Genomic DNA, 21,382 nt, shown 5'->3' on the forward strand with positions numbered 1-21,382 from the left:
GCAAGGGAGGACTTTGTATGAAACCGCCGCCCCTTCCGGCCAGGCGCCCTGCGCCGCCCGTTCCGGCGACCGATGAGCGCGAGACCCTGTGGCATGTCGCCGTCGCGCCAGACGACATCAAGGTGCTCACGTTGGACAAGCTCGACGACCTGTTCCGCCTCGACCTCATCGACGAGTCGACCAAGATCTGGCGGCCCGGCATGGCGAACTGGCAGCCGCTCGGCATCGTGGCCGGCCTCGAGCCGGAGACGCCGGAGCCGGCGCGGGCCCCGGCTCGGCCGGGCGCGGGTCGTCCGGGCCCGACGATCCCGCGGGCCATGGATTCCGATGATCCGACGCCCGTGGTGACGAGCCTCTCGGCCTCCGCGCTCCTCGGGCCGGTGGACAGCTTCACGAACATCGTGACGCGGACCGAGGTGGCCGCCCCGCCGGCGGCGGTGCTCGCGGCGTCTCGGCCCACCCCGCCGCCGCCGCAGCCGCAGATGCTGGCGACGCTGATGCTGCCGGACCCCGCGACGCCGGCGCCGCAGATGATGTCGACGCTGGCCCTGCCGGGCGTCGCGGCGCAGCAGATGCTGACGCCGATGTCGCTGCGGGACACGGTCCGGACGGGTCCGCGCGCGCGCGGCGCGGGGCGGGCGCAGCGCCTGATGCTCGCGCTGTCGGTCGTGGCGGGGCTGACGCTGACGCTCTACCGCAATGACGTGCTCCTCGACGCGGCGCGCTCCGCGGGGCGGGAGAACGTGTATCAGCAGATCGAGTCCGCGCTCGGCGGGCCCGGCTTCGGGACCCCGCGCTCGCTGGAGAAGCTCGGCCTGGCGGAGAAGGCGCGGTAGCCAGGGCGGCCGCCGCGCCTCCCCTGCCCCACCCACGGCCGCGGCGCCCCCGCGCGAACGGCGCAGCCGAGGTGGGGCATCCCCTTCAATTTCAAGAAGATTTCACAGGGAGGCGGGGAGGCGGGAGGGAGATTTTCTCAATCCTCCCCGTCTCCCCGCCTCCCTGTTCAATTTCCCCGCTGAAAAGGGCTGCCAATGGGGGGATTCCTTGGCTCCGGGAGCCCGTCCGTACCCTCGACGGTCCGCTGGACCCTCACGAACCCTGTCGGCTCGTCGCGCTTCATTTCATGCTGCCGATCGAGGGTCGAGGGCCTCGCGAGCGAGGGCGTCACCAACACCCCTCCCGCACGCCGCAAGCACGGCAGCGCGCTCCGGGCCATCGCAGGGTGGATGCCGCTCGATCCCATCGCGCGCGAGGCGCCCTCGCCGGCGATCGCCGCGCCTCGATGAGCGAGCAGCGCGTGTCGGTGAGCAAGCCAGGAGATGTCCTGTCGCCCTCGATTGCCGCCGTGCGATCTCCCTGACAGCGCGGCTTCGCTCTCCGCTCCGGCCCACTGCAGCGTCGCCGCTGGCATCCCCGGGGGGCGCATAACAAGCGCTCCTTGACGACATGGTGCTCCTTGAAGCGCCGCGTGCCGGCCTCGTGAGGCTCGGCGAGTTATCACGAGCTCCGCAACGGCCGTGCCAGAAGTCTGATTCAGCGCCGTCTTCGTGCGCTGTGCCATCCGTGCTGCAAAGCGGATTGAACTTGACAGTACGGGGGTCCCGGGCGCTTGATATAGTAAAGACCTTACCTTAACCGGGAGGCGCCTTACCGGGAGCAGTGTGTTCACCGGTTCCACGTTGAAGCTCGCCCATCATGTCCACCGCGCCTGGCGCGGTAGGACCTGGTCAGCGCCGTCGCCTGAAAGAAGCAGAGAGGTAGTACCATGTCCCTATTCATCTCACGCGGTCCAGCCATTACCCTTGCTCAGGTTGGTTTGCTCACCGTCGCTTCGTTGGGTTTCATCGGATGCAACAACGCCGAGGATCTGGGCGATCCCGTCGGCGCCGAGGGCCAGGCCGTCGTCGTCGGCGAGCCGGGCGGCGGGGGCTCCGCCCCCGGCGAAGCCACCTTCGCTTCACGCGAGATCCTGCGGAATCTCGCGTACCCGATGCGGATCGTCTGGGGGCCGGACGACCACCTGTGGTTGACCGAGCGCACCGCGAAGCGGGTCGTGCGCGTGAGGCCGGAAGACGGCCTGCTGAAGCCCGCGATCACGATCACGGAGGCGTTCCAGTCGGGTGGACAGGACGGCGTGCTGGGCCTGGCCCTCCACCCGGACATGTTCAAGGGCATGGGGAGAGAATACGTGTACGTCTCGTACACCTACGACATCGATCCCGGCGAAGACGTGGACCGAAGGGTGAAGATCCGCCGCTACACGTACGACGCGGCGACCGAGACCCTGGGGAGCCCGGTCGACATCATCACGGGCCTTCCGGGGAGCTACGACCACAACTCCGCGCGGATCCTGATCGGCCCCGACTACAGGATTTATTACACCATCGGGGATCAGGGCAACAACCAGTTCGACAGGAAGTGCCTCCCGATCCGCGCGCAGGAGCTGCCCACGGCGGCCCAGGTCGCGGCGCAGGACTGGCAGACGTACCAGGGCAAGATCCTGCGCATGAACCTCGACGGCTCGATCCCGAAGGACAACCCGGTCATCAACGGGGTCCGCAGCCATGTGTATTCGTACGGCCACCGCAACCCGCAGGGCCTCACGTTCGGCCGGGGTGACAAGCTCTACGCGAACGAGCATGGGCCGAAGAGCGACGACGAGCTGAACTTCATCGAGCCCGGCAAGAACTACGGTTGGCCCCACGTCGCCGGCTATCAGGACGACCAGGCCTACACGTACGACAACTGGTCGGCCTCGAGCCCGGAGTCCTGCGAGTCGCTCTTCTGGAACGACTACGCTGCCCCTCCCTCCGTCCCGCAGCAGGAGGAGAGCGCGTTCAGCCAGCCCTTCAAGGAGCCGCTCCTCACCTTCTTCACCGTCCCCGACGACTACAACTTCTTCGATTGGTCGTGCGGTTTCCTGCAGTACATCTGCTGGCCGACGGTCGCGCCCTCCGCGCTCCACTACTACCCCGCCGGGTTTGGCATCCCGGGGTGGGAGAACACGCTCCTGATGACGACCCTCAAGAAGGGCGCGCTGTACCAGGTGAAGCTGAGCCCGAACGGGAAGTCCGTTGTCGGCGAGCCGATCGTCCACTTCCAGACCACGAACCGCTACCGCGACCTCGCGATGAGCCCGGACCGCAAGACGCTCTACATCATCACGGACACCGCGGGGAACACGAGCGGACCGACCGGCGGCGCCACGACGGCGCTGGAGAACCCGGGGGCGATCCTCGAGTTCAAGTACACGGGATCCCACTGAGCAGCATCGGCGGGGCAGGACCTGCGTCGAACCGGCGCAGGTCCGCGACCCCGACCATGCCAGTCCCGGGCACGCCGCGGACGCGGCCTCGTCGGTGAGGCAGCGCTCGTGGCGGCGCGCGTGGACGGTTCGCGATGTGCGCTGCCTCCGCACAGATGGCCATCGGTCCCGCGGATCGTCGTCCGGCGGGCGTTCAGGGTTCCTGGCGCGTCCTCGTCCGTGCTTTCATGAGAGGAAACCAGGAAAGGTCCGGTGCAACGAGATGCGCAGTTCGTCCTCCATGGCCCCGGGGCGCCAGCTCCTGCGATGGGCATTGCTCCTGTCCGTGCTCTCCGGAGCCGCATGTCGGACCGACCCGCCGGGGAGCGAGGACGGCGTCTCGTCCTCGACATCGTCCGGCGGCCAGGGAGGCGCCGAGCAGGGCGGCGGTGACGGCAGCGGGGGCGAGGGCGCCGGCGCGGGGGGCGAGGGCGGCCGTGGCGGCGCCGGGGGCGCCGGGGGCAGCGCTGGCGCCGGTGGTGGTGAGGGCGGCGCTGGCGGCGTCGGCGGCGGCGGTGGAACCGGTGCTGGTGAGGGTGGCGCCGGCGGCGAGGGCGGCGCGGGCGGCGCCGGCGGCGAGGGCGGCGCCGGCGGTATCGGTGCTGGTGAGGGTGGCGCGGGCGGCGAGGGCGGCGCCGGCGGTATCGGTGCTGGTGAGGGTGGCGCCGGCGGTATCGGTGGCGCCGCGGGCGGCGCCGGGGGCGCCGGCGGCTCCGACGGCACGGGTGGTTCTGGCGGCGCCGGCGGCGCTGACGGCACGGGTGGTTCTGGCGGCGCCGGCGGCGCTGGTGGCGGCGACGGCGAGACGCCCTCGGTGCGCCTCCGGCTCATGGCCGCGAACCTCACGAGCGGTACGCGTCAGAGCTACGACCTCGGCCACGGCCAGCGCATCATGCAGGGCGTCGGACCGGATATCGTCCTGATCCAGGAGTTCAACTACGGCGACAACCGCGCGGCCGATCTCCGCGCGTTCGTGGACGGCACGTTCGGCAGCACGTTCAGCTACTACCAGGAGGACGGAGCGCAGATCCCGAACGGGATCATCAGCCGCTACCCGATCGTCGAGGCCGGCGAGTGGGACGACGGCGAGGTGGACAACAGGGACTTCGCCTGGGCGCGCATCGACATCCCTGGCCCGATCGACCTCTGGGCCGTCAGCGTCCACCTCCTGACCCGCAGCGCGAGCGTGCGCCGGGACGAGGCGCAGCAGCTCGTCACGGTCATCCGGGACATCGTCCCCGAGGGCGATTACCTGGTCATCGGCGGCGACTTCAACACCGACAACCGGAGCGAGCCGTGCATCTCCGCGCTGTCGGAGGTCGTCGCCACGTCAGGGCCCTACCCGGCCGACAGGAACGGGGACACGGACACCAACGCCGGCAGGAGCAAGCCGTACGACTGGGTGCTCGTCGACGACGATCTGGCGCCGCTCGAGACCGCCGTCGTGATCGGCGAGAGCCGCTTCACCAACGGCCTGGTGGCCGACACGCGCGTCTACTCGCCGATCGCGGAGCTCAGCCCGGCCCTCGCGACGGACAGCGGCGCCAGCTCGATGCAGCACATGGGGGTCGTGCGCGACTTCTTGCTCCCCGGCGCGGGCGCGGTCACGGCCGCCCGCGAGACGGTCCTCGCCGCGAACGCGACCGGCGCGGACGCGGATCTCGTCGAGATCGCGGCGACCCTTCAGAAGATGATAGAGAACCGGGCACCGAGCCCCTGAGCGCCTCCGCCGAGGCGGGCCGAGGGTCGTGACCGGCTTCGAGGGGTTGCTCATGGTCACGACCGGCTTCACCCGCCCGGCACATGACGGCATGGGGTCGCATCACCCTGAACGGTGAGCACGAACGCTGGTTTTACGAGCGCCGGCGGGGCCCCGCTGGCGGATGGAGTCGCGACCGCGGAGCGGGTCGTACCAGATAGAACTGGTTGGTCGCGTCGTTGAACCCCACGGTCGCCGTCGGGCTCTGGGACGAGAGCCGGATCGCCAGAGCGCTGCTGGGACTGCCAACGAGCACCGTCCCGCTCTGGGTGCACGACGAGAGGAAGAGCAAGACCGTCGTGCTCGGGCTGAAATAGGCCTCTTCACCGAGCAGCACCGGCATCGCGTCGACGGGCGCGACGGTCGCGATGTTGTTGACGGTCGCCTGCTGGGCCAGGCCGAAGCTGAAGTCGTTGCTCTGGCCGTTCACCACGTTGAAGGTGCTGTCCGATCCCGAGGCCGAGGCCGAGGTGAACTGGCCCTGCGCGAAGGTGTAAGTCCAGCCTGGCTGCGCCGGCGAGCCCGTCTTCGAGTTCATGACGATGACGGCGCCCGCCTGAAGCGCCGTGGTGGTCGCGTACGCGTAATAGGTCTCGGTCCACATCACCTGATTGCTCTGGAGCGGCTGGAACGCGAGCCAGGCGACCGGGAGGCTCGTCGCGGCGCTCTTCGGGGTCATCACCTGGCCGCCGACGCACTTGATGACCGTCACGGCCTGACCAGCACGGTAGATCGTGTGGAGCCCAGCGCTGTCGATGCCGATGATGACCTGATATTGCATGCCTGCGCCCGCTGCTCGGGCGCAGGCCCAGAGGCCCGCGCCCGAGCGGCTCCGATCATGCCCTGATCGTCGGGCGATGCTGATGATTCCGCCGCGAGGCCAGGCGGCGCATGTAATCCTGCGGGCTGTTCACCGCGCTGGGGATCAGGTAGAACTCGTTGGTGGCGTCGTTGAAGCCAACGGTCGCCGTCGGGGACTGGCTGGTGAGCTGCACCGTCAGCGCCGCGCCCGCGATCTGACTGATCACCACGCCGTTGTTGATGTACGACGACAGGAAGATCGAGACCGTCTCGATCGGCGTGAAGGACACCTCCTCATTGAACAGCACCGGCACCGAGTTGAGGGGCGCGAGCGTCGCGGTGTTGTTGACGGTCGCCTGCTGGGCCAGGCCGAAGTTGAAGCCGTTGACCTGGCCGTTCACCACGTTATAGGTGCCGCCCGATCCCGAGGCCGAGGTGAACTGGCCCTGCGCGAAGGTGTAGAGATAGCCCGGCTGGACCGGGGCGGCGGTCTGCGATGTCATGACGATGGTGGCGCCCGCCTGGATCACCGTGGTGGTTGCGTAGGCATAGTAGTTCTCGACCCAGGTGATCTGGTTCGTCTCGAGGGGCTGGAACTCGATCCAGGCGACCGGGAGGTTGCCCGTGGACACGGGGTTGCTCACGACGCTCTTCACCAGCGTCACGGCCTGGCCGCTCTTGTAGATGTTCTGGAGGCCGGCGTCGTCGATGTCGATATTGATCTGGTATGTCATGAATTGGTCTCCTCGGTGGAATTGACTCACGATCACACGCGGCGGCGGCGGCCGGCCCGGAGCTCGGCTCAACGCCGCATCGTGAAGAGACCGAGATGCAAACCTCATTCCATACCAGTCAACATCAGCACTCCTCCGTGCTCCTCCTGCGCTTCCATGGCCGGATGCCCGCTCTCACCACGCGCCCGCCGAGACTGGACGGCGAGGGCGAGCCCAGGGTCGCAGCGTCGGACGTGGGGGAGCGCCTGCGCGACAAACAGGCTGCTGCTTGCTCTTCCGTGCGGGCAACAACCTGCCTGCGACGGCCATCGCCTCGGCAGCTCCTTGCCCTCGGCAAGAAGTTGCCCGTCCCGGCAGCTCTCCCCGGTGGCTCTCGACCGGCGTCACGCGCGCAAACCTGGCTGCTGCCCCGCGGGGAACGGCTGGCCCCGTCCATGCATTGGAGTCCCCTGGCGCGGGCGGTACAACTCGCCACGTCGATCCGCGGACCCGCGGAGGAGGACACAAAGATGAAGGCCAGACTCAAGGAGCGACGCAAGATCGAGCCGGGGCCGATGGTGCAGATCGGGCTCAACGTCCCCTACTACTCGCAGCAGCAGAGCATGTGGTGCTGGGCCGCCTGCATCGAGATGGTGATCACGTACTACAACACCGCGGCGGAGCAGCAGTGCAGCATCGTCAACCATGTGCTCGGGCGGAGCGACTGCTGCAGCAAGCCGGGCTCCGGGTGGTGCAATACGTCCATCTCCGGCAGCATGGTCGGGCCGGCGTACCCCCAGTACCAGATCACGGCCAACGAGACGTACGGCCCCGTCGCCCTCGCCTACGTCCAGCAGTTCATCAACGCGAATGCCGTGCTCGAGGCCTCGCTCAACTGGACGGCCGGAGGCGGCCACCTCGCCCTCATCATCGGCTATGACAACGCCTCGACCGATCTCCTGGTGAACGATCCCTGGCCGACCATCGGGCAGTTCTGGGGCACCTATGCGTACGTGTCGAGCGCATACGGGCAGGGCAGATGGAACGACACCTGGGTCCTGTCTCACTGAGGAGAACGCCATGAACACCACGGACATGCTCCCCCACCACCTCGACGACATCGCCCGGCAGCTCGGCGAGAAGGCCCATCGGCTCTACGGCCTCGATCCCTCGCTTGCCCGGAACGCTTCCATCGAGCTGGGCGAGACCTTCTCGCTCTGGACCGCGCGCCCCGGCTTCCTCGAGGCCGAGCGGACGCCCGCGAAGCTCTTCGAGAACGTCGGTTACTGGCACCAGATCCTGATCGACGGCAACCCGGCGGCCTACGCGCGGTCCCTGGCCGATCCCGGCTCGGCCAACGCGCCGAGCGTCGAGGCGATCGGGATCTCCCCGGCGGTCGCCAAGATCGACGCCGCCATCGGCTGGATCGAGCAGCACGTGCACAAGGAGCACGAGCTCCGGCTGCTGCTCATCCCCGCCGCCTACACGCTCGCCTTCTGGCTGGCAGACAAGCAAAATCAGATATTGCCCGTCGACGTGCCCGATCCGCGTCTCGGCGCGCTCGTCGGCCCCCACCAGCTCTACAGGCTCGACGAGTTCATGGACTCCGTCGCAGATTTCCTGAAGAACCTGCCGCGGCCGCCCGGCGCGAAGAGCGGGCCCTGATTCCATCGATCCAGGCTCGACGTTCGGCCCAAGCTTGCTCGCTCCGCAGGCGCCACCGGCGGCCCGAGCAGTTGACCGATCGCCGCGTGAGCGACCCGGGCCGCCACCTCATTCCTGAGGGCGACGCCGTGGCCCAGGGTGCTGGCAAGCTCGGCACCACGGCAGCCCAAGACAACGGGTCGGCCGCCGTCAGCTCCCCGAGCCGGGGGCTCGGTCGGGCCCGGGTTGGGTCCATGCCGTCCAGGGGCTGCGATCCGTCGTCACGCCCGCCGAAAAAACCGGCGGAACGCACGGATCGCGCCGGATCGCCACCGCGAATTGGTCCTTCGCCTACCTCGTGGCTCCGCCGGGCACGTGAGCGCGCCGGTGCCCCCAGGCCACAGCCAGCCGCGCATTGGTAAAATTTTACCCGCAAGGGACTGCCGCGCAGCGTGACCTGGCGGGAAGCGACCGGGGAACACCTCCACGGATCGGCCCGGTAGTGCCTCTTGGACCGGTCGAACGCGCCTGATATAGAGACCGGCGAGGGGTAGTACATGCGGTCCAGAAACTCGGTTCAGGACGACGCGGGGAAGACCTGGACCATGGATGGGGAGGCGACCGCTGCATTCCAGCAGAGCGCGGCGCTGCGCATCGCCCTGGTATGGCACCACGACGGAAAGACCGAGAGACGTTTGCTCTCGCCGGACACGCCGCTTGTCGTGGGGCGCGCCCTGCCTGCATCGCTCTGCATCGAAGATCGTACCCTGTCGCGGGAGCACGCCAGCTTTGTCCTCTCCCGCGGGCGGGTGTGGGTCGATGACCGGGGATCCAAGAACGGGACATTCGTCGATGGCCGCCGCGTCTCGCGTGCCGGGATCGCGATCGGCGATGAGGTCGTGCTCGGCAGCGTCACGCTGCAGGTGCAGGCGCTCGGCGCCCGAGGAGACTCCCTCGGGCTCGAGGGAGAGGAGAGGCTCTTGCGCCGGGTGGAGGACGAGCTCACGCGTGCTCGACATTTTCGCCGCCCGTTCGCCCTCCTCCACGTGCGCATCGGCGCGGCGGTCGCGGCCGAGGGCTGGCTCAAGGCCGTGCGCGCCTGCCTTCAGCCGGTGCATCGTGTGGCGCTCTATGGCTCCTGCGCGGCCCAGGTGCTGCTACCCGAGACCGGCGCCGAGGAGGCGAGCCGTATCGCGCAGGCCATCGCCGCCGCCTGCGTCGGCGGTGACGCCCGGTTGCTCGTCGGCCTCGCCCTCTATCCGGACGCCGGCAGCACCGCGGACGAACTCTTCGCGGCCGCGCGCGAGGCCGCCCGCCGCGCCTCGCCGGGGCATCCGGTGGCGTACGGCCCGGCCGCGGCGACGGTGCTCGCGCGGCAGGAGCCGGCCGATGCGGGGATCATCGCTGGCCAGCAGATGCGCGCGTTGCTCGAGACGGTGAGGCGCGTGGCTGCCTCGCGCCTCCCGGTCATCCTGCACGGCGAGACGGGGACGGGCAAAGAGGTCCTCGCTCGGATGATCCACGATAGCGGGCCGCGCAAGGGGCGGCGTATGGTGCGCGTCAACTGCGGGGCGATCCCGAAGGATCTGATCGAGAGCACCCTCTTCGGCCACGAGCGCGGGGCCTTCACCGGCGCCCTCCAGCAGCAGAAGGGCGTGTTCGAGGAGGCCGACGGCGGCACGGTGTTCCTGGACGAGATCGGCGAGCTTCCGCCGGCGGCTCAGGCCGCGCTGCTCCGCGTGCTCGAGGTGGGGGCATTCAGCCGCGTGGGCTCGAGCCGAGAGGTCGAGGTCGACGTGCGCGTCGTCGCGGCGACGCACCGGGACCTGGAGGCGATGGCGGCGTCGGGCGCGTTCCGTGCCGATCTGTATTATCGGCTGGGCGGCGTCGTGATCGACATCCCGCCGTTGCGCGATCGCAGGGACGAGATCGAGCCGCTCGCGCGGCACTTCCTGCGCACGGCCAGCGAGGCCAACGGCCGCAGCGTCGAGGGCATCACCCGGGAGGCGCTCGCGCTGCTCGACGCCTACGCGTGGCCCGGCAACGTGCGCGAGCTGCGCAACGTGATCGAGCGCGCGGTCGTGGTGGCGCGCGGGGTGATCGTCGATGAGGTGGATCTGCCGCCGAGGGTGCGCTCGCCGGAGCGCGCGCCAGACCCGGACCGCGCGCTGGACCCGCAGCGCGCCTCGGCGACTGGCCGCATGTCCTCCTCACCCGACCCGGAGCCACGCTCCTCGGCGCCCCCTGCCCCGGAGGAGGCGGCGGCGGAGGGTGGGGCGCCGGCCCGCGGGATGGTGCAGCAGTACGAGGCCAGGCTCCTCCACAACACGCTCGAGGCTGCGGGCTGGAATCGGGCCGAGGCGGCACGGCGGCTCGGGATGCCGGTGCGAACCTTGTCGTACCGCATGAAGGTGCTGGGCGTGAAGCGGCCCTCTTCTTGCTAACTTCTTCTTGCTAACTGCTGATTTCTACTTGTTGCTTGCCATTCAATGAGGCTGAGATGCTGTCGATGAGCTCCCGTATTTCGAGCGCGATCCGGCCGCCCAGAGCCTGGTTTATGCCGCAGCGTGATCAGACCGACCGAGCATTGATGATGGAACCGCGATGAACATGTTCAATCGCACGATCGCGCGGAAGTACACGCTCCGACGTGAGATCGGACGCGGCGGGATGGGCGTCATCTGGGAGGCGTTCGATCAGGCGCTCCGGCGTCCTGTGGCGCTCAAGGTGATGACGCCAGAGCACGTCACGTCCGACAGCGCGCGACGCCGCTTCGAGCGCGAGGCGACGGCGATCGCCCGGCTCCGGAACGAGCACATCGTACAGATACATGACTATGGCATCGACGAGGACTGCCCCTATATCGTCATGGAGCTCCTCGAAGGGGAAGACCTCGAGCACAGGCTTGCCCGGGAGCGGCAGCTCTCGCCGTCGGCCACGCTCGCCCTGCTCCGGCAGATCGCCGCTGGCCTGCAGGCGGCGAGCTCCGCCGGGATCGTCCACCGCGATCTCAAGCCGGCGAATGTCTTCATGGCCCGGAAGGAGCCCGGGGAGTGCGTGAAGCTCCTCGATTTCGGCGTGGTCTGGACGTTGTTCGAGGGGTCGGACGAAGCGCAGCAGAGCTCGTTCGGCAAGGCGATCGGGACGCCAGCGTACATGAGCCCCGAGCAGGTGCGCGCCGTCGCGCCGGATCACCTCAGCGATCTCTGGTCGCTCGGCGTCATCGCCTACAGAGCTCTCACCGGCCGACCCCCCTTCGTGGCGCGCGGGGTCGGGGAGCTGCTCATCAGCATCTGCACCGATCCGTTCCCGCCGCCGTCGAGCCTCGTCCCGGCCCTGCCGCCCGGCTTCGACGGCTTCTTCGCTCGCGCGCTGGCCAAGGACCCAGCGCAGCGGTTCCAGTCCGCGCGCGAGTTCGTCGCGGCGTTCGCGGCGGTGGTCGAGGTGAGCAGCGGCCCCACCAAGATCCTCGTCGTCGAGGATGAGCCGGACGTGGCGCTCATGATGAGGCTGCAGTTCCGGCAGAAGATCCGCGACGGGGTCTACGAGTTCATCTTCGCCGACAACGGCGAGGCCGCCCTCCACGAGCTCCGGCGCCACCCCGATATCGACGTCATCCTGACCGATATCAAGATGCCTGTGATGGATGGACTCACGTTCCTCGGGCGCGTCCCGGAGGTGAACCCTTTCGCGAAGACGGTGATGATGTCCGCCTACGGCGACATGGCGAACATCCGGTGCGCGATGAACCAGGGCGCGTTCGACTTCCTGCTCAAGCCGATCCATTGCGCCGATCTCGAGGCGACCATCGACAAGACCATCAAGCATGTCGCGGAGCTGCGGCGAAACGCCCGCTCGGACGAGGAGAACAAGATCCTCCGGCAGTTCACGAGCGCGGCGCTGGTCGAGCGGATCCGGGAGATGGGGCCGGCGATCGCGCTCGCGAGCGAGGCGGTCATGGCCACGGTGGCGTTCATCGATATCTTCCAGTTCACGCGCGTCACGAAGGAGAGGCCGCCCGGCGAGGCCATGAGGCTGCTCAGGGCCAACTTCGAGGTGATCGTCCCGGAGCTCATGGCGAAGGGGGGCGTCGTGGACAAGTTCCTCGGCGATGCGGTGATGGCGGTGTTCCAGGGGCCGGAGCACCTGTCGAGGGCGCTCAGCGCGTGCGTGATCGTCCGCGCGCAGATGGCGGCGGTGGCGCGCCGCGCCGGCGAGAGCTCGCCCTACGCACAGGGGATCTGCGTCGGCCTCTCGACGGGGCAGGTCCTCTCCGGCAGCATCGGATCTCAGGCGTACGGCCGTCTCGACTACACGGTGCTCGGCGAGGCGGTCAACGCCGCCGCGCACCTCGCCAGAGCGGCGGTGCCCGGGGAGATCCTCGTCGATGCGCCGGTCCGCGAGGCCGCGCAGGCGCTGTTCGACTTCGAGGAGGTCGGCGCGAGGAGCCTCCTGCCGGGCGCCCCTCCGGTGGACGTGTTCAACGTGGTGCGGCGCGGTCCGGCCGCCCTGCTCGCAGATTGCGAGCCGACCGTTCGCATTCCCACGACCGCCACCATGCCATAGGTCGAGCCGTGCCAACGCTCATCTACAACCCCGGTGGACCCGACGAGCAGGTCTTCGTGATCGGAGACGCCGCCGTCACCGTCGGCCGCGCCGAAGATCAGGCGATCTGCATCCCGCACAGGAGCCTGTCGCGCAGCCAGGCGCGGATCGAGCCGTGCGAGGGAAAGTTCTTCATCGTCGACCTGCAGAGCAAGAATGGCACGTTCGTCAACGGCGTGCGGGTCCAGCGTAAAGCGATCCGGAGCGGCGACACGATCACGCTCGGAGATCTGGACCTGCTCTTCACGGCAGACGCCGCTCCCTCGTCGGACGGCTCCCTCCGACCGCAGGCGATCCGCCCCCTGACGCACACCTCCATCGGCAGGCTCGTGGGTGACACAACGCCCGGTGGCAGGCCGAGCGCGGAGGCTCGGCTCAAGATCCTGATCGAGGTCGCCAAGCTGCTCCCGGTCTCCGACGACATCGACACCCTCCTCCACAGAGTACTCGATCTGATCTTCCAGATCCTCAACGTCGACCGCGGCGTCATCCTGCTCGTCAACGACGTGACCGGCCGCCTCGAGGGCCGCGCTGCGAAGACGGCGAACCCCTCGCCAGACGATGAGCCGATCTACAGCCAGAACATCGTCGATTACGTGTGCCGCAACAGCGTGGCGGCGCTCTTCGCCGACGCCGTCCTCGACCCGCGCCTCGAGGCGGCGCACTCCGTCATCGCCCAGTCGATCCGCGCCTCGATGTGCATTCCGCTCAAGCCCAAGGACGACGTGATCGGCGTGCTTTACGTGGACAACCTCCGCGCGGCGCACATCTTCACCGAATCGGATCTGGAGTTCCTCGTCGCGTTCGCGAGCCAGGCGGCCGTCGCCGTGCAGAACGCCTCGCTGTACCGGCGCCTCGAGCGCGAGACGGTGGAGCGCATGCAGCTCGTGCTGGACGCGAAGCTCGCCTCGCTCAGCGGCGTCGTGGCGGGGATCGCGCACGAGATCCGCAATCCGTTGAATTTCATGAATAATTTCGCTGACATCGCTGCCGAGGTGGCCCAGGAGGTGAGCGAGGATCTGCGCGCGCAAGAGGCCCGGCTCGACCCTGGTTCGCTCGCGCAGCTCGAGGAGAACCTGGCCCACCTGCGCAGCAGCATGGCCCGGATCACCGAGCATGGCCGGCGCGCGGACGCGATCATCAAGGGGATGCTCCAGCACGCGCGGCGCCCCTCGGGCGAGCGCGCGCCGGCCGACCTGAACGCGGTGGTGGACGAGAGCGTGCGGCTCGCGCGCGCCGGGACGCAGGGCGGCGATCTCGATGTGCGCGTCGTCGCGGCGTACGATCCGGCGATCGGGCCGCTGGAGATGGCGAGGCTCGACATGGGGCGTGTGTTCCTCAACGTGGTCGACAACGCGCTCTATGCGATGCGGCAGAAGAGGCGCGAGCACGGCGACGGCTATGCGCCGGAGCTCAGCGTCCGCACCGCCGTCCGGGGCGATCACGTCGAGGTGCGCATCCGCGACAACGGGACGGGTATCCCGGAGAAGGTCGCGGCGCGGATGTTCGAGCCGTTCTTCACGACGAAGCCGCCCGGCGACGGGACGGGGCTGGGGCTGTCCTTGAGCCGGGAGATCGTGGTGCAGGGGCACCAGGGGACGATGCGGGTGGAGAGCGAGGAGGCGGAGTATACGGAGTTCGTGATCACGCTGCCGAAGGGCTGAGACGCCGCTCCGACCGATGTCTCATTCATATGGACATCAAGGCAAGCGACGTTCCTCTTGACAGCTCCCGAGTGCATCTGATGTCATTCTCAAATGAGGACCATGCCAAATAGGGGATCGTTGCTCGTCGTGGGTACCGGCATCCAGTGGGGTGGACAGACGACGCTCGCAGCCCGAGGCGCCATCGAGAAAGCAGATCGCGTGCTCTTCGCCGTCGCCGATTCACTGGCGTCACAATGGGTGCTCGGCCTGAACCCCCGGGCCGAGCAGCTTTCCTATCCGCTGGATGGCCGGCGCCGGAAGCGCATCTACCTCGACATGGTCGAGCGCATCATGGCCGAGGTCGAGGCGGGGCATAGAGTGTGCGCCGTTTTTTACGGCCATCCCGGCGTCCTCACCTTCCCTGCGCACGAGGCCATCCGCCGTGCGCGGAGCGAGGGTTTTTCGGCCAGAATGCTGCCCGGTGTTTCCTCTATCGACTGCCTCATTGCTGATCTCGGGCTGGATCCTGGGCAAGATGGCTGCCAGGTCTTCGAGGCCACGCTATTTTTGACCCGACCACGTGTGGTGGACGTCCACACCCCGATGTTCCTCTGCCAGATTGGTATGATTGGCAACCTCGGCTCGTTCAATCCGTCGAACCAAGAGCGGCTGCGGCGCGGGCTTGCAGCCCTAGGCGAGGCCCTGTGCCTCCTGTTTCCCCGCACGCACGAAGCCGTGATTTACGAGGCATCAACACTCTTAGTGAAGCCGCCACGAGCGGACCGAATCGCATTGGGTGATCTCGAGGACGCACTGGTGTCGGAGCTCTCGACGCTCTACGTGCCGCCAATCGGACGCGCTCCGCTCGACGCTCGGATGCTCGCTCGACTCGGCATGGCCCAGCCAAACGAGCCCGGCCCTGCGTCGCACTGAAATGAGACTGAAAGGACGCCTCAGCCCATGACAAACATCAACGAAATTTCGCCGCAGCGTGCAGAATCACTCCGAACATCCGGGCTTTATTCAGATTCCGTCGACTGCTTCTCCAAATGGCTCGAAGCTCATCCGAAAGACGCGTGGAGCCTTGCGCATTGTGGGGCTGCCAAAGCAGCATTGGGCGATCACGTAGGCGCCATCAAAGATCTCGACGAGGCCATCAACATCAAAAATCTCAAGAAGCAGCACTACCCATGGGCCTCTGCACAAAGGGGGGAAGCGTACCGCATATATGTACGAGACGGCATACCGTGGACCAGAGATAGACTGCAGGAACTCAAGGCCAATATCCAGCTCTCCCTGGATTCGTTCCAAACGTCCACCGAGCAGGCCCCAAACTACACCTGGGCGTTTGCGCACAAGGGGGCAATGCACGCCCTTGCATACATTCTGATCAAGCTTTACCCGGAGTTAGGGGACCACCCTCACGACCATGCACGCGACGCGGAGCAATGCTTCGATGCAGCAACGAATCTAAATCCGAGCTATGCTTGGGCCTTCGCTTTCAAGTCAGTCTTCTATGGCATAGTCGGCCGCTTCAATGATGCCACTAAGGTCATGGGGGAGGCCCTCATGATGAGCACGAACAGCAAAGTTCCGTCACATAGAGCCTTCGCAGAGCTGGGCTACTGGGACAAGCACTACCGTCACTCTCTAACACAAGGATGGCTGGCGCGCCAAGCGGATCCCGAGGACGCCATCGTTCCCTACTATATCGCGCAGAGTCTCAATGCCATAAATGACCCGAACGCCAAAGCAGCCCTCGATTATGCGCGCCGTCGGCTCTCAACACTGCTCAACATTGTTCACATGTTGCTTGCCGGTGTGTACTACGCTCAGGGCAGTCATCCCGAGGCGAAGGAGATGCTCGAGTTCCTCCTTGGGAAGCAAGATCTAGAATCCATGTTCATCGCACAAAACGATCCGATATGGCACAACGTACCTAGCGGATCGGATCTTGGCAAGGTCCTCCGCGCATTGCTACAGGGGGCTAACAGCTATACTCATGGAGATGACCAATGAGCGAAAGCAGAGAATCGTTTCTGGAACCGTTCCTCGATCTGCTGACCGAACTGAATCTTGATCCCTTCAAGCTCGAAGCCTATCTTCGCGATCCAGCGGCAGTCCTGAAGGACGCTGGGCTATCGGCAGCGGAGTCCGCCGCCCTCTTGTACCGCCTCGACAACAGAGACCGCGCGGAGACCACGGCGCGGGCTGCCGTATTCATCGATCCCGGCGACGATCCCGAGCCCAACCCGGATCCCAGCCAGCCCGACGCGGTCTGCCTGTAAACAGGTGGAGAATACCCGCGCGCAGGGCGCCCTCGGCCCTGTCTCCTACGATGAGTTGACTGGTATTTAGAGTTCCCCGGGGCTGCTAATCCAGCAGGGAACGTGCCTCTCGAAGTGGAGGCGTACTGAAATCTTCGGGAAACCAGTCAAGTATAGAGCTTACGAGCGCCTTTGCCTCATCGACGGCGCCTCGGCTACGTAGCAGCTTCGCTAGCGCGACGCTCGCGTGAAGTTCGAACGTCTTGGCGCTCTGGCGCTGAGCGATCATGATCGCCTCACGAAAGCATTCCGCCGCAACCTCAGAGCTTGCGTCGCGCGCCAAGAGGCAGGTTCCCTTCTGGCGCAAGAGTTCAGCATCATAGTAGCTCTCCGAGTTGCCCAAGACCATTGTCATACAGGCGTCGAGCCGCGCAAATGCGACCTCGTGTCGCCCCGCATCCAACTCGATATCTGCCACCAGCACCGTGATCAGCGACGTGCCGTTGTTCTGGCCGGATGCCTGGAGCGCTGCGAAGTGGCGGCTAGCAGCGTCGGCGTCGCGATCTACCCAGCTACGGAAGATCGCCGCAAGGTTCTGGTACATGGCCAACCCATACCGGGTTGCGATCTCGGTAATAGAGTCCACAAGTATTGCCACTTGATCGCGCTCGCGGTTCTCGAAGTGTACCACCACCGAAGCGATTAAAGCGTTCATCAAACTGTCTTTATGATTCAGTTCGCGCGCCCACTCGATCACAGATCGAGCTTGGCAGAACGCTTGCTCAGGGTACCCGAGGTAGCAGAGCAGAATGCTCAGTGCCGCACCGGCATAAACCTTAAGGTCGATGCCGAGCATCATCGCACGTCCACGATGCGCCTCTGGTTCGTAGAGCGAAATGGCACGCTCGCAGAGCGACCGCGCCTGCACAAACCTCCCTTCCATGAGCAGCGCATTAGATAGCAACACGAGCGTCACGAGTTCTTGGCTCACGTCCTGCTCACGCTGGGCGACGGCGAGCATACGCTGCGCGAGCGCGCACGCCTCCACGCGGTGGCTCCGCAGGTGGTGAAACATGAAAAGCGCCACGCGGGTTGCGAACACTTGGGGGCAGTCACCCAAGGTCTCGATCAGCGCGCTGGAGCGAGCGAGCGCCGCCTCGACCTCGCCGGAGGCATAGCCCTGGCGGGCCATTAACCCCATCGTGAGCAGCCCGTTCACGGAGAGCTCGGTCGACGCGCGCTCCAGAGGATTCTCAATCGCGTCCACCCAGGCGAGGGCATGCCTCGCGTGGCGGATGGCCTCCTCGTAGGCCGACCGCATGAGCGCCCCCGTCGCTGCTTTCTGCGCGTACCCGATCGCCTCCTGCTTCTGGTCCGCCTCCGCATGGTGATGGGCGAGCAGATCTGGCCGTTCGCTGACGACCTCGGGGAGCTTCTCCTCCAGCGCCTTGGCGATCCGCGCGTGAACCTGCTGCCGCGACCGCTTGAGCATCGATTCGTACGCCGCGTCCTGCACCAGCGCGTGCTTGAACAGGTACGCCGCGCTCCTCAGCCGCCGCTTCCGGTGCACCAGCTCCGCCACGACCAGCTTGTCCAGGTCCTCCTGTGCCTCGGCCTCGCTGCGCGGGCTCACCGCGCGGAGCAACTCGAATGAGAACTCCCGCCCGATCGCCGCAGCCACCTGTGCGGTCTCCTTGGCCCTGCCCAGCCGATCGAGGCGCGACACGAGCAGATCGCGAAGCGTGCTCGGGATCGCTACGTCCGACAGCGGCTTCGCCAGCGTGTAGCGCCCATCCTCTTCCACCAGCGCGCCAGCCTCGATCATCGCCAGCACCAGCTCCTCCACGAAGAGCGGCACGCCGTCGGTACGGCACGCTATGGCGTCGAGCACCTCGGCCGGCAGCGCGTGATCGCCGGTGACCGTCGTGGCCATCTGCTCGACCTGCGGCCGGTCGAAGCGCCCGAGCTGGATCTGGAGCATCGCCGTCGGCGACCATGGCGGCACGAACTCCGGCCGCGCGGTGAAGAGCGCCAGTACGTGGGCCGACCCCACCTCGCCGACGAGCTGGCCGAGCAGTTCGAGCGTGCTCGGATCGGCCCAGTGCAGATCCTCGATGAACAGCGCGACCGGCTCCTTTTCGGCCATCTCGAAAAGCAGCGAGAGCACGGCGTTGCGCGTCAGCTCCCGTTGCTTCTGGGACGAGACGTCGAGCGCCACCCACTTGTTCGGGAGCGGAATCGACAGGAGCGGCGCGAAGAGAGGCATGGCCTCGGTCAGATCGAAGCCGTGGAGCGACAGCAGCGCCTCCAGCTTGGCCGCCCGGTCTTCTTTCACCTCGCGGCGCGGATCCATCAAGCGATCAAGCAGATCGACGATGGGGTAGAACGCGCTGTTTGCGCCGTCCGGCGTGCAGCGGCTCTCCAGCCAAGAGTGCGCCTCACCGCCGATCTTCTCTTCGAGCTCGCGGGCGAGGCGTGACTTTCCGATGCCCGGCTCACCGGTTATTAGGACGGCCTGGCCTGCGCCGCTTCGACCGCGGCCCCAGCGCTCCATCAACGTCTCCAGCTCCCGCGCGCGGCCGACGAGCGGCACGTCCCGAAGCCCGCCGGACGCGCTCCCCTCCCGGAGCAGGAAGACCGCAGCCGGCGCGTCGAAGCCCTCGAGCGAGCGGGTGCCGTCCGCCTCCAGCGCGAAGTGCTTACGGAGCAGCCGCTGGGTCTCGCCGCTCACGAGGATGCTGCCTGGCTCCGCCGCCGCGCTGAGCCGAGCGGCGAGCTTCGGCGTCGTCCCCACGACGTAGCCCAAGCCGGCGATGGTCTGGTCGCGCAACTCGCGTGCGATCACCAGCCCGGTGTGGATCCCGATGCGAAAATCGATGCGTACTTTGCGCTCCGTTTCGAGCGCCTTCCGTCGCCGGAGCAGATCCGCAGCCATCTCGCGCGCTGCCTCGGCCGCGTGCCGCGCGGCGTCCTCGCGCGCCGTCGGGTAGCCGAAATAGAACAGCACCCTGTCACCCAGCACGCCGGCGACGTGACCGTTGAAGCGGCGGGCGATCATTGTGCACGCCTCCTGCTGGAGGCCGAGGAGCTGATCGAGCTCCTCCATGTCCGCGGCGCCGCGCCCCGTGCTCGTCGCCGTCAAGGTGCAGCACACGGCCGTGATCTGACGCCGCTCGCCCTCGACCAGACGCCTGGAGAGCCCTCCGCTGCTCCCTTGTCCGGCGAGCTCCACCGTCTCGGTCCTCATGTTCGGCGCGGCCGGCTGAAGGCGCGCGGGCGCACTCCTGGGCCGCAGCCCGCTCACGTCGCACTCCTCGAGCTCGCGCAGGAGCCCCTCGGTCGTGACATTGCGCGCCGCCGCGTCCTTCGCCGTCGCGCGCCGGAGGATGTTCCCGAGCGGATGGTCGAGGATGGTCGCAGGAATGGCGACGGGATCGGTGGAGAGCTGGTTGAAGATCACGTCAGCGGCCGTGTCGCCCGCGATCACGCGCTTGCCGGTCAGGCACTCGAGGAAGACCAGGCCCCACGCATAGAGATCCGAGCGCGGCGTCGGAGGCTGGCCGCGGAGCTGCTCGGGCGCGGCGTACGCGGGCGTGCCCACAGACTCATTGGTCAGCGTGATCCGCGTCTTCTCGTCGCGGGTCGCCTCCTCCGTGAGCGCCCCGATGCCGAAATCAAGCACGAGCACGTTACGCCGGGCGCCGGTGGGGATGATCATGAGGTTCGCCGGCTTGAGGTCCCGGTGGATCACCCCCTGCGCGTGCGCGCAGCCGAGCGCGTCCAGGATCTGCAGCATGAAGTGCCGCGCCTCGCGCGGATCCAGCGGGCCCTCCTCGGCGAGTACCTGTGCGAGATCCTTGCCAGGCACGAACTCGAAGACCGAATAGACGACGGCCTCGTCCGCCTGTCCCGAGTCGATGAGGCGGACGATGTTCGGGTGGTGGAGCTGCGCGCATAGCTGCATCTCACGCTGGAAGCGCGCGATCCGCTTCTCGCGCGCCTGCGCCGCGCCGCTCGACCCGAGCTGCAGCACCTTGATGGCCACGAGCTGGCCGGTCGCGAGCTGCCGGGCCTTGTAGACGGTGCCGAAGCCGCCCTCGCCCAGCTCGGCGAGAATCTCATATCGGTCCCCGAGCACCGCGCCGATCTTCTGTCGAGAGTCCAAGCTCGCCCCTGCCTCCGCGTGTGCGCATCAAACAACACGCACAACGACATCATCTACCTGTAAGGAGTTTGGCCTACAAGGAATTTGGTCAGCGCGGCAACAGTTTGTCCGTATTGGATTCGACGTCCGGCCGATTCTATCCTCCCTGGCATCCCCCATCTGCGGCGTGGCGGATCCCGTCTTCCGTCGTCTCCTCGTCCTTGACAGCCGAGCCGCAGCGCGCGTCGTGCTCGTAGCGACGGGTGACGCGTTCGGTATCCCAGCGGGCGGGGCTGCCCTTGAGCGACCACGCACTGCGGGGTTCGCCCGCTTGATGGCGGACGGCCTGGCAGCGTCGCTCGGGCGGCCCCGCATCAACCAATCTCGACGAAGCAGCGGAGGCCAAGCGCCTGGTCGTCATCGTTCTGCCGGTTCGTCTCATGAACGCGCCGTCCAGACATCTTCGCTGTCGCCGTCTGTTCCGATGTAGGGGATGTCG

Annotated in this window: 14 protein-coding genes; 11 read left to right on the forward strand and 3 right to left on the reverse strand. The window is 67.2% G+C overall.

What is annotated here, in order from left to right; all coding sequences use genetic code 11:
- Positions 1-17: 17 nt before the first annotated feature.
- The 3 genes from WME76_RS48350 to WME76_RS48360 all read left to right on the forward strand — a co-directional run bounded on the left by WME76_RS48350 (position 18) and on the right by WME76_RS48360 (position 5,024).
- Positions 18-836, forward strand: a complete 819-nt coding sequence (locus WME76_RS48350; protein WP_437962983.1) for a DUF4339 domain-containing protein — start codon at positions 18-20, stop codon at positions 834-836.
- A gap of 998 nt (positions 837-1,834) precedes the next feature.
- The gene (locus WME76_RS48355) at positions 1,835-3,265 is read left to right on the forward strand and encodes a glucose/sorbosone family PQQ-dependent dehydrogenase (RefSeq protein ID WP_437962984.1); all 1,431 of its coding nucleotides are present in this window, start codon (positions 1,835-1,837) and stop codon (positions 3,263-3,265) included.
- Between the two features lie 280 nt (positions 3,266-3,545).
- The gene (locus tag WME76_RS48360) at positions 3,546-5,024 is read left to right on the forward strand and encodes an endonuclease/exonuclease/phosphatase family protein (RefSeq protein ID WP_437962985.1); all 1,479 of its coding nucleotides are present in this window, start codon (positions 3,546-3,548) and stop codon (positions 5,022-5,024) included.
- 133 nt (positions 5,025-5,157) lie between these two features.
- Here WME76_RS48360 and WME76_RS48365 read toward each other — a convergent pair whose 3' ends face one another.
- Together WME76_RS48365 and WME76_RS48370 are read right to left on the reverse strand one after the other, a co-directional pair.
- Complete coding sequence (locus WME76_RS48365) at positions 5,158-5,844, reverse strand: hypothetical protein (protein ID WP_437962986.1); 687 nt, start codon at positions 5,842-5,844, stop codon at positions 5,158-5,160.
- A 55-nt stretch (positions 5,845-5,899) separates the two neighbouring features.
- A complete protein-coding gene (locus WME76_RS48370) occupies positions 5,900-6,598 on the reverse strand; it encodes a hypothetical protein (protein WP_437962987.1) in 699 nt (232 codons plus the stop codon).
- A 509-nt stretch (positions 6,599-7,107) separates the two neighbouring features.
- Between WME76_RS48370 and WME76_RS48375 the strand changes: the two genes are divergently transcribed.
- The 8 genes from WME76_RS48375 (at position 7,108) to WME76_RS48410 (ending at position 16,760) form a co-directional block, all read left to right on the forward strand.
- Positions 7,108-7,647 (forward strand): papain-like cysteine protease family protein, encoded by a 540-nt coding sequence (locus tag WME76_RS48375; protein WP_437962988.1) that lies wholly within the window; start codon positions 7,108-7,110, stop codon positions 7,645-7,647.
- Between the two features lie 10 nt (positions 7,648-7,657).
- Entirely contained in the window at positions 7,658-8,242 is a 585-nt protein-coding gene (locus tag WME76_RS48380; protein WP_437962989.1) for a hypothetical protein, read from the forward strand.
- A gap of 536 nt (positions 8,243-8,778) precedes the next feature.
- Entirely contained in the window at positions 8,779-10,665 is a 1,887-nt protein-coding gene (locus WME76_RS48385) for a sigma 54-interacting transcriptional regulator (RefSeq protein ID WP_437962990.1), read from the forward strand.
- Between the two features lie 166 nt (positions 10,666-10,831).
- Positions 10,832-12,787: a protein kinase domain-containing protein gene (locus tag WME76_RS48390; RefSeq protein ID WP_437963034.1), complete on the forward strand. Its 1,956-nt coding sequence runs from the start codon at positions 10,832-10,834 to the stop codon at positions 12,785-12,787.
- A gap of 8 nt (positions 12,788-12,795) precedes the next feature.
- Positions 12,796-14,490 carry an ATP-binding protein gene (locus tag WME76_RS48395; protein ID WP_437962991.1) on the forward strand — a complete coding sequence of 565 codons (1,695 nt, stop codon included), beginning with the start codon at positions 12,796-12,798 and terminating at the stop codon, positions 14,488-14,490.
- A 129-nt stretch (positions 14,491-14,619) separates the two neighbouring features.
- Entirely contained in the window at positions 14,620-15,405 is a 786-nt protein-coding gene (locus WME76_RS48400) for an SAM-dependent methyltransferase (protein ID WP_437962992.1), read from the forward strand.
- Between the two features lie 27 nt (positions 15,406-15,432).
- A complete protein-coding gene (locus WME76_RS48405; RefSeq protein ID WP_437962993.1) occupies positions 15,433-16,491 on the forward strand; it encodes a tetratricopeptide repeat protein in 1,059 nt (352 codons plus the stop codon).
- On the forward strand, positions 16,488-16,760 hold the full coding sequence (locus WME76_RS48410) for a hypothetical protein (RefSeq protein WP_437962994.1): 273 nt from the start codon (positions 16,488-16,490) through the stop codon (positions 16,758-16,760). Before WME76_RS48405 ends, WME76_RS48410 begins: the two co-directional genes overlap by 4 nt.
- Positions 16,761-16,845: 85 nt before the next feature.
- Here the strand turns inward: WME76_RS48410 and WME76_RS48415 are convergent, their stop codons facing one another.
- Positions 16,846-20,904 (reverse strand): TOMM system kinase/cyclase fusion protein, encoded by a 4,059-nt coding sequence (locus WME76_RS48415; RefSeq protein WP_437962995.1) that lies wholly within the window; start codon positions 20,902-20,904, stop codon positions 16,846-16,848.
- Positions 20,905-21,382: the final 478 nt, after the last annotated feature.

Source organism: Sorangium sp. So ce119, from assembly GCF_051524405.1.
In the GTDB taxonomy this organism is placed as follows: Bacteria; Myxococcota_A; Polyangia; order Polyangiales; family Polyangiaceae; genus Sorangium; species Sorangium cellulosum_G.

What these genes read in the sequence shown, in the direction of transcription:
- WME76_RS48405 (WP_437962993.1), top strand. Translation starts at nt 15,433, where the DNA reads ATGACAAACATCAACGAAATTTCGCCGCAGCGTGCAGAATCACTCCGA.
- WME76_RS48360 (WP_437962985.1), top strand. Translation starts at nt 3,546, where the DNA reads ATGGCCCCGGGGCGCCAGCTCCTGCGATGGGCATTGCTCCTGTCCGTG.
- WME76_RS48390 (WP_437963034.1), top strand. Translation starts at nt 10,832, where the DNA reads ATGTTCAATCGCACGATCGCGCGGAAGTACACGCTCCGACGTGAGATC.
- WME76_RS48350 (WP_437962983.1), top strand. Translation starts at nt 18, where the DNA reads ATGAAACCGCCGCCCCTTCCGGCCAGGCGCCCTGCGCCGCCCGTTCCG.
- WME76_RS48385 (WP_437962990.1), top strand. Translation starts at nt 8,779, where the DNA reads ATGCGGTCCAGAAACTCGGTTCAGGACGACGCGGGGAAGACCTGGACC.
- WME76_RS48380 (WP_437962989.1), top strand. Translation starts at nt 7,658, where the DNA reads ATGAACACCACGGACATGCTCCCCCACCACCTCGACGACATCGCCCGG.
- WME76_RS48370 (WP_437962987.1), bottom strand. Translation starts at nt 6,598, where the DNA reads ATGACATACCAGATCAATATCGACATCGACGACGCCGGCCTCCAGAAC.
- WME76_RS48365 (WP_437962986.1), bottom strand. Translation starts at nt 5,844, where the DNA reads ATGCAATATCAGGTCATCATCGGCATCGACAGCGCTGGGCTCCACACG.
- WME76_RS48410 (WP_437962994.1), top strand. Translation starts at nt 16,488, where the DNA reads ATGAGCGAAAGCAGAGAATCGTTTCTGGAACCGTTCCTCGATCTGCTG.
- WME76_RS48375 (WP_437962988.1), top strand. Translation starts at nt 7,108, where the DNA reads ATGAAGGCCAGACTCAAGGAGCGACGCAAGATCGAGCCGGGGCCGATG.